The following is a 12,471-nucleotide window of genomic DNA, read 5'->3' on the forward strand; positions in this document are numbered from 1 at the left end:
TCAGCCGCTTTGCGGCTGCCACCCTCCCCTGCAGGGGAGGGAGAGCGCCCTTCCTGCGGGCTCGAGTGAGATGTGTGAATCCCGAAGGGCTTGGCCCCGGCATCCACGACTTTGCCGGGGCCGTCCCGAAGTCGTGGGTGGCCGGGCCAAGCCCGGCCAGGACTCGGAGAGGGAGATGCGCGTTGGACGTCAGAACGAGGCCCAAACATGAGGCGATTGGGAGAACCCGACAGCTCTCCGCGCTCCAGCCCGGGTCCCTATGACTGAAAGTTGTCGCCCTCCGATCCGAAGTTGTTGGCCGGCCGGGAGGAGCCCGCGCTAGGTCTGGCTGCAGGTCCACGCCGGATGCGCCTGGCGCCATCCGCGTGAGCGTGGACGCGGACAACGGGACGATCATGCCGCAATTCTCGGTGCGGGCCCATCCTGGCGGCTACCGCTACGCCCTCAATCCCATCCAGTTCTACGCCACCGCGGACGGATGGCTCGACATGGGGAAGGGGCCGCAGGGCGAAGCGCTGCTGCGCACCGTGCGCGAGGCGGGTTTCCGGGCGCTCCCGGCCGTCGTTCCGGGCGGCTGGAGCCTGGCGCGCTACAGGGACGCGCTGGACGACGCCGGGGTGGTCCTCGCGCCCGGCTATGTCTCCCTGTCCTTGCCCGAGGCGGGCGAGAGCCCCGCCAGGGCCCTCGAGACCGTCCGGGTCGCGGCCGACCAGCATGCCGGCCTCGGCGTCCCCGACATGTTCCTGGCGGCCCGCATGGTGAAGGGGGCACCGCGGATCGTGACGCCCGCGGTCGGAGCCTCGCCCGACGAGGCCCGGCTGTCGGCGCTCGGCGACCTCATGGGGGAGGCGGCGGAGGTGATGCAGGCCATGGGCGTGCGCGCCCTTCTCCATCCCCATGTCGGCACCTGGATCGAGACGGAGGCCGAGACGCGCCGGGTGCTGGACGATGTCGGCGCGCGGACGCTGGGCTTCGGTCCGGACACGGGCCACCTGAGCTGGGCGGGCGCCGATGTCGTCGGTCTCCTCACCGACTACCGGGACCGCGTCGGCGCCGTCCACGTGAAGGATGCGCGTATGGACGTCGCCCGGACCGCGCGCGCCGCCGGGCTCGGCTATTCGCAGACGGTGTTGTCGGGGCTCTGGACCGAGCCGGGGCTCGGGACGCTCGATCTGGCGGCCATGCTCGCCGCACTCGGCCCGGAATTCGACGGCTGGCTCATCGCGGAGGTTGACTACCCGACCATGGATCCTATCGATAGCGCGCGCGCGTCGGCCGAGTGGCTCGCGGCGCTGCGCCGTCCGAGATCCAGAGCCCTGACCTGACGTCGATGACCGAACCGAGACCCTCGTCGCCCGCAGGCGGCACCGCCGACTACGACTTCATCATCGTGGGCGCCGGCTCCTCCGGCTGCGTTCTCGCCAACAGGCTCTCGGCCGACCCGAAGATCCGCGTGCTGTTGCTGGAAGGGGGGACGCGCAATATCCATCCCTTCATCAGCATGCCGCGCGGCTTCATCAAGATCTTCGGCCAGCCGAAGTTCTACCGCTCGTTCCCGGTGAAGGAGCAGCTCGGCCGCGCCGCCGAGCGCTGGCACTACGGCCGCGGGCTCGGCGGATCGAGCGCGGTCAACGGCACCTGGTTCCTGCGCGGCATGCCCGCCGACTACGACAACTGGGTCACCGAGCGCGGGCTTGCCGGCTGGGGCTGGGACGAGATGCTGCGCTGCTTCCAGACGCTGGAGCGCTACGAGGAGCCCGGCGCCGATCGCAGCCGCGGCACGAAGGGTCCCTTGGAAGTCACGATCACGCCCTACCGCTCGCCGGTGATGGACGCCGTCTTCAAGGGCGCGCAGGAGATGGGCGTTCCCTTCCTCGACGACGTCAACAAGCCCAACGCCGAGGGCATCGGCTATACCCAGACCACGATCTTCCGCACCCGCAAGCGCGCTTCGGCCTACGCAGCCTTCGTGAAGCCGGTTCAGGGGCGGCCGAACCTGACGGTCATGACCGAGAGCGAGGTGCAGCGCGTGCTGATCGCCGACGGGGCCTGCACCGGCGTCGTCTGCAACACGCCCGCCGGACAGCAGACCTTCAGGGCCCGGCGCGACGTGATCCTGTCGGCCGGCGTCTTCCAGTCGCCCGCGATCCTGCAGCGCTCGGGCGTCGGCCCCGGGGCGCTGCTGTCGGGCCTCGGCATCGCGGTCGCCCGGGACCTGCCGGCCGTGGGCGCGCAGCTCTGCGACCACGCCATGCTGACCCTGAACTTCAGGCTCAAGAACGACTGGGGCCTGAACCGCGAGTTCTCGGGCTGGCGCCTCTACAGCCACGTGATCCGCTACTATCTGGGCCTCGGTGGCCTCATGTCCTTCATCGGCCCGCCGGTGACGGCGCTGATCGCCACCAACGGCGACAAGGCCTGGCCCGACATGCAGCTCGGCATCGCGCCCTACACCGTGCGCTCGTCGAAGGCCCGCAAGGCCGATCCCGGCCGCGGCATGATCGAGGACCATCCGGGCATCCTGTTCAGCGGCTTCCACCTGCGGCCGGAGAGCCGCGGCTCGGTCGCGATCACGTCGGCCAAGGCCGAGGATGCGCCGCAGGTCGATGCCGGTTGGTGGAACAACGACAACGACCGTCTGGCCGCGATCCGCCTCGTGCGCCTCATCCGCCAGCTCGCCGGCACGGCCGGCCTCTCGCACTACATCGACGGCGAGACCTCGCCAGGCGCCGAGTACGCGACGGACGAGCAGATCACCGAGGAGCTGAAGTGGATGCTGAGCCCGGGCCTGCATGGCACCGGCACCTGCACCATGGGTCTCGACCCGGCCAACTCCGTGGTGGACGCCAAGCTGCGGGTCCACGGCATCAAGGGGCTGCGCGTCGCCGACTGCTCGGTCATGCCGACGCCGGTGTCGGCCAACACCAACGGCCCGGCCATGGTGCTGGGCGCGCGGGCCGCGGAGATCATCCTGGCTGACAGGTGAGGGGCGATGGAGACGGCGTGCCTCCCGCGAGGCCTATTCGTCGAAAAGATCGGCGTGCGTGCCACAGGCGGCAAGCTGGATTTGCTCTTGGGTGACCCGGTAGATGAGGAGCCAATCGGGCTCCAGGTGAAGGTCCCGCCAGCCGAGCCACTCGCCCCGAAGCGGGTGGTCGCGATACGCCGGCGGCAAGGGATGACCCGCGAGTAGCATGTCCAGAACAACTTTTAGTTTAGTCAGATCCTTGCCTCTCCGGGCAGCGCGCTTGAGGTCGCGCTTGAAACGCCCGGAAGGGGCAAGCGTCAACGTCAAAGATCGAAGTCCTTGAACATGTCGTTGGTGCTTGCGTAGGTCTTGCCCTTCCCCGCCTCGAGCTCGGCCATGGCGGCCCGGGTCCCGGCATTCGGCACCTTCACATCGAAGGGAAGGCGCTTCTCGTCCGCGATCCGTATCATGAGAAGCCGGATTGCATCGGACACGGAAAGGCCCATGTCCGCCAAGGCGGCCTGAGCCCGTTCCTTGGTCTCATGGTCGATTCGGGCCCGAACGATGTCGGTGGCGGCCATGGTGTCGGCTCCCTCGTGTGTGGCTTCAATGTAGCTACAAAGTGCGCTTGAGCAAGAGCCTGTCCCTGCCAGCACACCTCGAGGGGCAGCTCCTACTCCACGTCCTCCACCTCGACCTCGGTGCCGTACACGCGCTGGGCGAGGGCGGCTTCCATGAACTGGTCGAGGTCGCCGTCGAGCACGTCGCCGGGGCTCGTCGACTGGGTGCCCGTGCGCAGGTCCTTCACGAGCTGGTAGGGCTGCAGCACGTAGGAGCGGATCTGGTGGCCCCAGCCGATCTCCGTCTTGGCGGCCTCGGTGGCGTTGGCCTTCTCCTCGCGGATCTTCAGCTCGCGCTCGTAGAGGCGGGCGCGCAGCATGTCCCAGGCCTTGGCGCGGTTCTTGTGCTGCGAGCGTTCCTGCTGGCAGGCGACCACGATGCCGGTCGGGATGTGGGTGATGCGCACGGCCGAGTCGGTCGTGTTGACGTGCTGGCCGCCGGCGCCCGACGACCGGAAGGTGTCGATGCGGCAGTCGCTCTCGTTGATGTCGATCTGGATCCTGTCGTCGATGACCGGATAGACCCACACGGAGGCGAAGCTCGTGTGCCGCCGGGCGTTCGAATCGAAGGGCGAGATGCGCACCAGCCGGTGCACGCCGCTCTCGGTCTTCAACCAGCCATAGGCGTTGTGGCCCTTGATCTGGAGCGTCGCGCCCTTGATGCCGGCCTCTTCGCCGTCGGCGACGTCCATCACCTCGACCTTGTACTTCCGGCGCTCGGCCCAGCGCGTGTACATGCGCATGAGCATGTTGGTCCAGTCCTGGCTCTCGGTGCCGCCGGCACCGGAGTGGACTTCGAGGAAGGTGTCGTTGTTGTCGGCTTCGCCGGACAGCAGCGTCTCGACCTGCCGGCGCGCCGCCTCGGTCTGGACGGTGCGGATCGCCTCCTCGCCCTCGCCGATGGCGGTCTCGTCACCCTCCATCTCGCCGAGCTCGATGAGCGTCATGGCATCGTCGAGGTCGCGCTCCAGGCGGCCGATGGAGCCCAGGCTCTCCTCGAGGTCGGTGCGCTCGCGCATGACCTTCTGGGCCTGTTCGGGGTCGTTCCAGAGATTGGGATCCTCGGCCCGGGCGTTCAGCTCCGCCAGCCGGCGCGTTGCGGTGTCGACGTCAAAGATGCCTCCTCAGCAGTCCCAGGGACTGCTTGGCGGCTTCGACGAGCGCTTCGATTTCGGCGCGCATGGTCAAATGTCCACGGTCAGAGAAAAGGGGTGGGCCGGCCAGGGAGTCCTTCTGCCGGCCATCGGTGGCGGAGAGTTAGCGATGCGGGGTGGCGGTGTAAAGCGCCGCGGCTATGATGCCGGCAGGAGGATCCCATGCCCGACACCGTGATCGAAACGCCCGAGGGCATCATCAGCGTCGGCGGTATGCCGCGCGGAGACCTCACCGTCCGCACCATCGCCATGCCCGCCGACACCAACGCCAACGGCGACATCTTCGGCGGCTGGGTCATGTCCGCCATGGACCAGGCGGGCGGCATCGCCGGCGTCGAGCGCGCCGAAGGCCGCGTCGTGACGGTGGCGGTCGAGCAGATGACCTTCCTGCGGCCCATGAAGGTGGGCGACGTGCTGTGCGTCTACACCGAGGTGGAGAGCGTCGGCCGCACGTCGATGAAGATCCACATCGAGGCCTGGGCCCGGCGCTTCCGCACCAAGATCCGCGAGAAGGTGACGGAAGCCACGTTCACCTTCGTGGCGGTCGACGACGACGGCAAGCCGAGGCCGATCCCAAAGCGGGGGTAGGGGCTGGAAAGCGAATGGCGAGCAGCGAATTGCGGAGCCTTCACTCCCTATTCGCTCCTCGCCCTTCGCTATTCGCATTCAGTACAGCCCACCCGTGCCGGTGCTGACCGCGCGATCCGCCTCGGGCGTCACGCCGCCGGGGACCGTCGTGCCGCCGATGACCGAGTAGGTGTCGGGCGGCCCGGTGCCGGGCTTGAACGCCTCGAGGATCGCGCCCGGATCGTTCGGGCCGGCGCGCATGCCGGTGGAGCCGGCGACGCGGATCAGCTTGATGCCCGGGGGCACGCGGAACGGCGTGGCGGGCTTGTCCGCCAGCGCGACCTTCATGAAGTCGCGGAACACCGGGGCGGCGTAGACGCCGGCCGTCACCGAGGTGCCGAGCGAGCGCGGCTTGTCGTAGCCCATGTAGACGCCCACGGCCAGGTCCGGCGAGAAGCCGACGAACCAGATGTCCTTGGCGTCGTTCGTGGTGCCCGTCTTGCCGGCGAGCGGCTTGCCGACTTCCTTGACGATCGTCGCCGTGCCGCGCTGGACCACGCCCTCGAGCATCGAGACCGTCTGGTAGGCGGTGAGCGGATCGAGCACCTGCTCGCGCCGGTCGACGAGCTTCGGCTCGTCCTGCCCCGTGAACTTGTCCGCGTCGCAGGTCGTGCACTGGCGCTCGTCGTGCCGGAAGATCGTCTGGCCCCAGCGGTCCTGGATGCGGTCGATCAGCGACGACTTGATGCGCTTGCCGCCGTTCACCAGCATCGAGTAGGCCGTGGTCATGCGCATGACCGTGGTCTCGCCGGCGCCCAGCGACATTGCGAGCACGGGCAGCATGTCGTCGTAGATGCCGAACCGCTTGGCGTATTCGGAGATCAGGGGCATGCCGACGTCCTGCGCCAGGCGCACGGTCATCAGGTTCTTCGAGTGCTCGATGCCGTAGCGCAGCGTGCGCGGGCCGGCGAACTTGCCGTCGTAGTTCTCCGGCCGCCAGATTTCCTGTCCTGCCCCCTGGTCGACCTCGATCGGGCCGTCGAGCACCACGCTGGAGGGCGTATAGCCGTTGTCGAGCGCCGTCGCGTAGACGAAGGGCTTGAACGACGAGCCCGGCTGCCGCAGCGCCTGGGTGGCGCGGTTGAACTTCGACTGGTCGAACGAGAAGCCGCCGACCATGGCGAGCACGCGGCCCGTGTAGGGATCCATGGCGACCAGCGCGCCGGAGATCTCCGGCAGCTGGCGCAGGCGGTACTGGCCGGGCTTGCCTTCCAGCGGCTCGGCGTAGAGCACGTCCCCGGGGCCTACGAGCTGGCGCACGGGCTTGCGCGCCCACTTGGCGCCGTCGTTCGTGATCGTGGCGGTCACGCGCTCCTTGGAGACCTCGCCGCTGATCTCGCGCCGGGGCTGCAGGCCGATGCGGGCCACGTCGCCGTTGACGTCGAGCACCACGGCGAGCTGCCACGGCACGTCGGTGAGCGCGGGGACGTCGGACAGCGCCAGGCCCCAGTCCTTGCCGGTGAGGTCGAGGCGCTGGATGGCGCCGCGCCAGCCATGCGCCTCGTCGTAGCGCACCAGGCCGTCGGCCAGCGCCTTGCGGGCCATCAGCTGCATCTTGGGATCGAGGGTCGTGCGGACCGAGAGGCCCCCCTCGTAGAGCTTCTTTTCGCCGTAGCGCTCGGCGAGTTCGCGCCGGACTTCCTCGGCGAAGAAGCCTGCCGCCGCGGTATTGGGTGACAGCGTCCGCGGGTTGACCGTCAGCGGGTCCTTCTTGGCCTTCTCGCCGTCGTCCTTGCTGACGTAGCCGTTCTCGACCATGCGATCGATGACGTAGTTGCGCCGCGCGATCGCCGCCTCGCGGAAGCGGAAGGGATGATAGTTGTTCGGGCCCTTGGGCAGGGCCGCGAGGTAGGCCGCCTCGGAGAGCGTCAGCTCATGGACCGACTTGCCGTAGTAGTTGAGCGAGGCGGCCGCGACGCCGTAGTTGCCCAGCCCCAGGTAGATCTCGTTGAGGTAGAGCTCGAGGATCTTGTCCTTGGTGTAGGTCGACTCGATGCGCAGCGCGACGAGGATTTCCTTGATCTTGCGATCGAACGTCTGCTCGCTCGACAGCAGGAAGTTCTTGGCGACCTGCTGCGTGATGGTCGAGGCGCCCTGGGGCCGCTGGCCCTTCTCGCGGCGGAAATAGTACAGGCCGGCGCGCAGGATGCCCTCGGGGTCCACGCCGCCATGCTTGTAGAAGTTCTTGTCCTCGGCCGAGATGAAGGCCGCCACGATCATCTTGGGCACGGCCTGGATCGGGATGAACATGCGCCGCTCGCGGGCATATTCGGCCAGCAGGCTGCCGTCGCCCGCGTGGACGCGGGTCATCACGGCAGGCTCGTGCGTCGCGAGCTGCGAGTAGTCGGGCAGGTCCTGGTTGTACTTCCAGAACAGGAAGGCAGCACCCGCCGCACCGACCACGAACACGATCGCGCCGGCAGTGAAGATGAAGCCGATCAGTCGCAGGACGTATCGCATTGAAGCCGTATCGCCGTTTCAACGTCAGGTGGCGGGTAGGCCACCACTTTCCTCGCCGCATACCGAAGCCTGCCGCTGGGCAGGACCACCCGTCTCAACCCGGACGGAGGCGCCTCGATACCGGACCGGAGCGGCGAAATCCACACGCCGCTCGTTCCAGCACCCAGCGGTGCCCACCCAATGTGGTCAAAACACGACGAAACGCCTGAGCGAGTCACATTCTAGCAACGCGTGTGCTTCTGCACCACTCGCCCGCATCGTGGCGGTCGAGGCGAATTAGCGCGGGGCCGCCGCCGCCTGCTGGGCGATTCTGGGGGCCAGGAACGCACCGATGGACGAGGCGATCGCCTCCGCCGCCTTGTCCCGCCATTCGGCCTGGGTCAGGAGCTGGACGTCGCTCTTGCTGGAGAGATAGCCCAGTTCCACCAGCACGGAGGGCACGTCCGGGGCGCGGAGCACCCAGAAGCCGGCGGAGCGCTGCGGGTTCTTGTTCAGCCGCGACGCGGCGGTGATCTGGCCCACGAGCGTACGGGCGAAGAGATGCGAGTAGGTGCGGGTCTCGCGCCGGGTCAGGTCGGAGAGGATCCCGGCCACCTCCTCGGGATCCTCGTTGGGATCGAGGCCCGCGACCGAGTCGGCCTTGTTCTCGGCCTCGGCGAGCCGTGCCGATTCCGCGTCCGAAGCCCTGTCGGAGTTCGTGTACACCGTCATGCCGCGGACCTCCGGGCTGACGACGAGGGTGTCGGCATGGATCGAGACGAACAGGCTCGCATTGTGCGCCTGGGCGATCTTCACCCGGTCGCGCAGCGAGACGAAGACGTCGCTGTCGCGCGTCATCACCACCTTGAAGCGACCGCTCGCTTCGAGCTTGTCGCGAAGCTGCCGGGTGAACGCGAAGACCACGTCCTTCTCGATCGTCTGGCCGACGCCGATGGCGCCCGTGTCGATGCCGCCATGGCCCGGGTCGAGCACGATTACGGGACGACCGTCGACGGGGCCGGCGACCCGGCCCGCGGCGGCGTCCTCGCGAATCTCGGGGACGGCGGCCTTGGCGAAGGCCTCGCGGTCGGCCTTCTTGAGCTCGATGGCGAGGACCGAGGCCGCGCCGCCCATCACGGGCTCGCTCGCGACCCGGACGGGGAGGGCGGGCGAGGCGAGTTCGATGACGACACGGGAGCGCCCCTGCGCCATCAGGCCGGAGCGGAACGACTTCACCAGGCCGCGGCCCTTACGGCCGAGATCGGGGGGAAGCTGGAAATTCACCTCGGGCAGGTCGATCACGATCCTGTCAGGCTTCTCCAGCATCCGCACCTTGGGCTCGACCGCGGCGGAGAGCGTGAAGGCGAGCCGGGTGGCCTGCTGGTCGCCCGTCAGCTGGGCGTCGATGGCGACGGGAGGGAGCTTGAAGCCCTCGGGCTTCAGCGGATCGAGGTCGCGCGCCTGGAGCGATGGCGCGGCTCCGGCGAGGGCCGCTGCCGTCACCGCTGCCGCAAGCGCGGCACGGACTGCGGCGGACCGCAGCGTCCGTTCCACGGTCCGACAAGCGGCGGCGAAATCCATCGGGGCCTCTCGGGAGTCGGGGCGAACCGTCTCAAAGCGAAACGGTCCGATGCTTCGTCTCATTTATCCCTATAGGTCCCGGCTGGTTAATCGTTCCCTACCGCAGAGGGGTTGTTTACCGCCCGCCTGTGTCTCACTCGCAACACCCAGCTTACGCTTGCCAAATCGGTGCTGTGCTCGCTATGACGGGAATGTCACGCGGACCGTTGCGGTCCGTGCGGGCGGCGACGGCGCCGCCCGGCGTCCACCGCCGATCGACGTCCAAGAGACCCGTGTCATAAAGACCGACGTCTTGGGACCGAGCCGGGGTGGCGTTATGGCCAACGCGTGATCACCGGTTTCGATACGGCGCCGTCCAGGTGTCGTCGGGACCCTTCGGGTGCACGGCGCCTCCCCGGCGGCCGCGCCCGCTCAGAAACGAGGTGGTGGACTTGGGCACTGCGCTCCTGTCCCGACATGCGGCAGACCCTCAGACCTTCGCAAGCAGGTCATCGATGGGGCGTCCGCGCCAGCCTCTCACTTACACCAAGCGCGCATATCCATCCCCGGCCGGTTTTCGGCCCCAACCGTGCGCCGCTTCGCCATCCGTCCGTATCCCCGTTTCCTCCCTGCCGCCGCCTTCCCTCTGGGAGTTTTGCGCCGGCGCACGTGGGTCGACTGGCCGGAGGGCGATAGCGTCGCCATCGAGAGTTCCTCATGGCCAACAAGATGCTGATCGATGCCTCCCACCCGGAAGAGACCCGGGTCGTGGTGGTGCGTGGTAACCGGGTAGAAGAGTTCGATTTCGAGTCCGCCAACAAGAAACAGCTTCGCGGCAACATCTATCTCGCCAAGGTCATCCGGGTCGAACCGTCGCTGCAGGCGGCCTTCGTCGACTACGGCGGCAATCGCCACGGGTTCCTGGCCTTCAGCGAAATCCATCCCGACTATTACCAGATCCCGGTCGCCGACCGTCAGGCGCTGCTGGCCGAAGAGGCCCGGCACGAGCGCGACGCGGATGCCGAGGAAGAGCGCTCCAGCCGCCGCCGCGACCGCCGCGGCCGTGGCCGGGGCAAGCCCGCTGCCGCCGAGACCTCCGAGAGCGTGAGCGAGGCCGCGGGCCCGTCCGAGGACGCCGAGGCCACCGTGCAGGCCGAGGACGCCGAGGCCGAGGTCCACGGCGCCGCCGAGGCGGCCGATGAGGCCGAGGCCGTGCCGTCCGCCGAGGCATCGGAGGCCGAATCGTCCGGCGCCGAGAGCGGCTCGTCCGCGTCCGACGACGAGGACGACGACGAGGACGAAGACAACGCCAACGACGAATCCCAGGTCATCGAGCAGGTCGGCTCCGAGGACGCGCTCGAGGAGCTTCCCGAGCGTCCCCGCGCCAGCCGCCGCCAGTACAAGATCCAGGAAGTCATCAAGCGCCGGCAGGTCCTGCTGGTCCAGGTCGTCAAGGAAGAGCGCGGCAACAAGGGCGCGGCCCTGACCACCTACCTCTCGCTCGCCGGCCGCTATTCGGTGCTGATGCCCAACACCGGCCGTGGCGGCGGCATCTCTCGCAAGATCACGTCGGCCGCAGACCGCAAGCGCCTCAAGTCCGTCGCCCAGGAACTGGAGGTTCCGGACGGGATGGGCGTGATCCTGCGCACGGCGGGCGCCTCGCGCACCAAGGCCGAGATCAAGCGCGACTTCGAGTACCTGATGCGCCTGTGGGAGACGGTGCGCGAGCTGACGCTGCAGTCCTCGGCGCCGGCGCTCACCTACGAGGAAGGCTCGCTCGTGAAGCGCGCCATCCGCGACCTCTACAACAAGGACATCGACGAGGTGCTCGTCGCGGGCGAGGCGGCCTACAAGGACGCCAAGGACTTCATGCGCATGCTCATGCCGAGCCATGCCAAGAACGTGAAGCCCTACCGTGAGGTCCAGCCGCTCTTCGCCCGCTTCGGCGTCGAGGCGCAGCTCGATGCGATGTTCTCCAGCCAGGTGACGCTCAAGTCCGGCGGCTACATCGTCATCAACCAGACGGAAGCGCTCGTCGCCATCGACGTGAACTCGGGCCGCGCCACGCGCGAGCACAACATCGAGGACACGGCGCTCAAGACGAACTGCGAGGCCGCCGACGAGGTGGCGCGCCAGCTGCGCCTGCGCGACCTCGCCGGCCTCATCGTCATCGACTTCATCGACATGGAGGAGAAGCGCAACAACAGGACGGTCGAGCGCCGCCTGAAGGACGCGCTGAAGAACGACCGGGCCCGCATCCAGGTCGGCCGCATCTCCGCCTTCGGCCTGATGGAGATGTCGCGCCAGCGCATCCGCACCGGCGTGCTGGAAGGCTCGACCGTGCCGTGCCCGCATTGCGCCGGCGCCGGCATCGTCCGCGCCGTGCCGTCGGTCGCGCTGCACGTGCTGCGCTCGGTCGAGGAGATGCTCATCAAGAGCAACTCACACCACCTCATCGTCCGCACCCGGACCGAGGTCGCCCTGTACATCCTCAACCAGAAGCGCAGCCACCTGCGTGGGCTGGAGGATCGATTCGGCGTCGACATCACCATCCTCGCCGACGAGAGCCACACCGGCACGCACGCCTTCGCCATCGAGCGCGGCGAGCAGGTGACCAACCCGCGTCCGGTCCGCGCCATCGTGCAGGTCGACAGCGTCGCCATGCCGGAGGAAGAGCCGGAGGACGAGGTCGAGGAGATCGAGGACGAGGTCGAGGAGGAGACCGAGGCGGAGGCTCCGCGCCGCGACGATCGCAACCGCGGCGAGCGGGGCGAGCGCGCCGAGCGTGGCGACCGCGGGCCGCGTGGCGAGCGGGACGGCGAACGCCGCTTCGAGGGCGAGGGCGGGGAGGGCGGTCGCCGCCGTCGTCGTCGGCGCCGCCGTCGTGGCGGACGTGGAGGCGATCGGCCCGAGGGCGCGCCGCGTGACGGCGAGAGCCCGATGCCGCTGGACGCCCCGCAGCCCGAAGTCACCGGCGCTCCCTTCGCCGGCACGCTGACCTACGAGCCTGCAGCCGATCCGCAGGCCGCCGTGGCCGAGGACGTCGTCGAGGCGCTCGCCCTGAACGAAGCCGAGGCTGGCGTTCCCGCTCCGGCCGCCGAGG

At 68.7% G+C, this 12,471-nt stretch carries 9 protein-coding genes; 4 read left to right on the forward strand and 5 right to left on the reverse strand.

The genetic code is table 11. The features are described from left to right. Positions 1-365: 365 nt before the first annotated feature. Together Q0Q47_RS30325 and Q0Q47_RS30330 are read left to right on the forward strand one after the other, a co-directional pair. On the forward strand, positions 366-1,325 hold the full coding sequence (locus Q0Q47_RS30325) for a sugar phosphate isomerase/epimerase (protein ID WP_293868819.1): 960 nt from the start codon (positions 366-368) through the stop codon (positions 1,323-1,325). Positions 1,326-1,330: 5 nt separating this feature from the next. Next, positions 1,331-2,986: a GMC family oxidoreductase gene (locus Q0Q47_RS30330; protein ID WP_293868820.1), complete on the forward strand. Its 1,656-nt coding sequence runs from the start codon at positions 1,331-1,333 to the stop codon at positions 2,984-2,986. A gap of 33 nt (positions 2,987-3,019) precedes the next feature. Here Q0Q47_RS30330 and Q0Q47_RS30335 read toward each other — a convergent pair whose 3' ends face one another. From Q0Q47_RS30335 to prfB, 3 genes are all read right to left on the reverse strand, one after another. After that, positions 3,020-3,295: a type II toxin-antitoxin system YafQ family toxin gene (locus Q0Q47_RS30335; protein ID WP_293868821.1), complete on the reverse strand. Its 276-nt coding sequence runs from the start codon at positions 3,293-3,295 to the stop codon at positions 3,020-3,022. Then, complete coding sequence (locus Q0Q47_RS30340) at positions 3,292-3,549, reverse strand: type II toxin-antitoxin system RelB/DinJ family antitoxin (protein ID WP_293868822.1); 258 nt, start codon at positions 3,547-3,549, stop codon at positions 3,292-3,294. Before Q0Q47_RS30340 ends, Q0Q47_RS30335 begins: the two co-directional genes overlap by 4 nt. 92 nt (positions 3,550-3,641) lie before the next feature. Beyond that, positions 3,642-4,770, reverse strand: a protein-coding gene (gene prfB, locus Q0Q47_RS30345) for a peptide chain release factor 2 (RefSeq protein WP_293868823.1) whose coding sequence is annotated in 2 segments (ribosomal slippage) — positions 3,642-4,700 and positions 4,702-4,770 — 1,128 coding nt in all. Because the reading frame shifts where the segments join, the coding sequence is not laid out codon by codon here. Between the two features lie 134 nt (positions 4,771-4,904). Between prfB and Q0Q47_RS30350 the strand changes: the two genes are divergently transcribed. Further along, a complete protein-coding gene (locus Q0Q47_RS30350) occupies positions 4,905-5,330 on the forward strand; it encodes an acyl-CoA thioesterase (protein WP_293868824.1) in 426 nt (141 codons plus the stop codon). 78 nt (positions 5,331-5,408) lie between these two features. On the opposite strand, the gene Q0Q47_RS30355 is transcribed toward Q0Q47_RS30350, so the two are convergent. Then, positions 5,409-7,829 carry a penicillin-binding protein 1A gene (locus tag Q0Q47_RS30355; RefSeq protein WP_293868825.1) on the reverse strand — a complete coding sequence of 807 codons (2,421 nt, stop codon included), beginning with the start codon at positions 7,827-7,829 and terminating at the stop codon, positions 5,409-5,411. A gap of 276 nt (positions 7,830-8,105) precedes the next feature. Further along, on the reverse strand, positions 8,106-9,389 hold the full coding sequence (locus tag Q0Q47_RS30360) for an N-acetylmuramoyl-L-alanine amidase (protein WP_293868827.1): 1,284 nt from the start codon (positions 9,387-9,389) through the stop codon (positions 8,106-8,108). 696 nt (positions 9,390-10,085) lie between these two features. Between Q0Q47_RS30360 and Q0Q47_RS30365 the strand changes: the two genes are divergently transcribed. Next, the coding region (locus tag Q0Q47_RS30365; protein WP_293868828.1) for a ribonuclease E/G at positions 10,086-12,471 on the forward strand (2,386 nt) is incomplete at its 3' end.

Source organism: uncultured Alsobacter sp., from assembly GCF_945952055.1.
In the GTDB taxonomy this organism is placed as follows: domain Bacteria; phylum Pseudomonadota; class Alphaproteobacteria; order Rhizobiales; family Beijerinckiaceae; genus Alsobacter.

Bases quoted from the DNA above. Each gene is read 5' to 3' on its own strand.
- Q0Q47_RS30330 (WP_293868820.1), top strand. From the start codon at position 1,331: ATGACCGAACCGAGACCCTCGTCGCCCGCAGGCGGCACCGCCGACTAC.
- Q0Q47_RS30340 (WP_293868822.1), bottom strand. From the start codon at position 3,549: ATGGCCGCCACCGACATCGTTCGGGCCCGAATCGACCATGAGACCAAG.
- Q0Q47_RS30350 (WP_293868824.1), top strand. From the start codon at position 4,905: ATGCCCGACACCGTGATCGAAACGCCCGAGGGCATCATCAGCGTCGGC.
- Q0Q47_RS30355 (WP_293868825.1), bottom strand. From the start codon at position 7,829: ATGCGATACGTCCTGCGACTGATCGGCTTCATCTTCACTGCCGGCGCG.
- Q0Q47_RS30360 (WP_293868827.1), bottom strand. From the start codon at position 9,389: ATGGATTTCGCCGCCGCTTGTCGGACCGTGGAACGGACGCTGCGGTCC.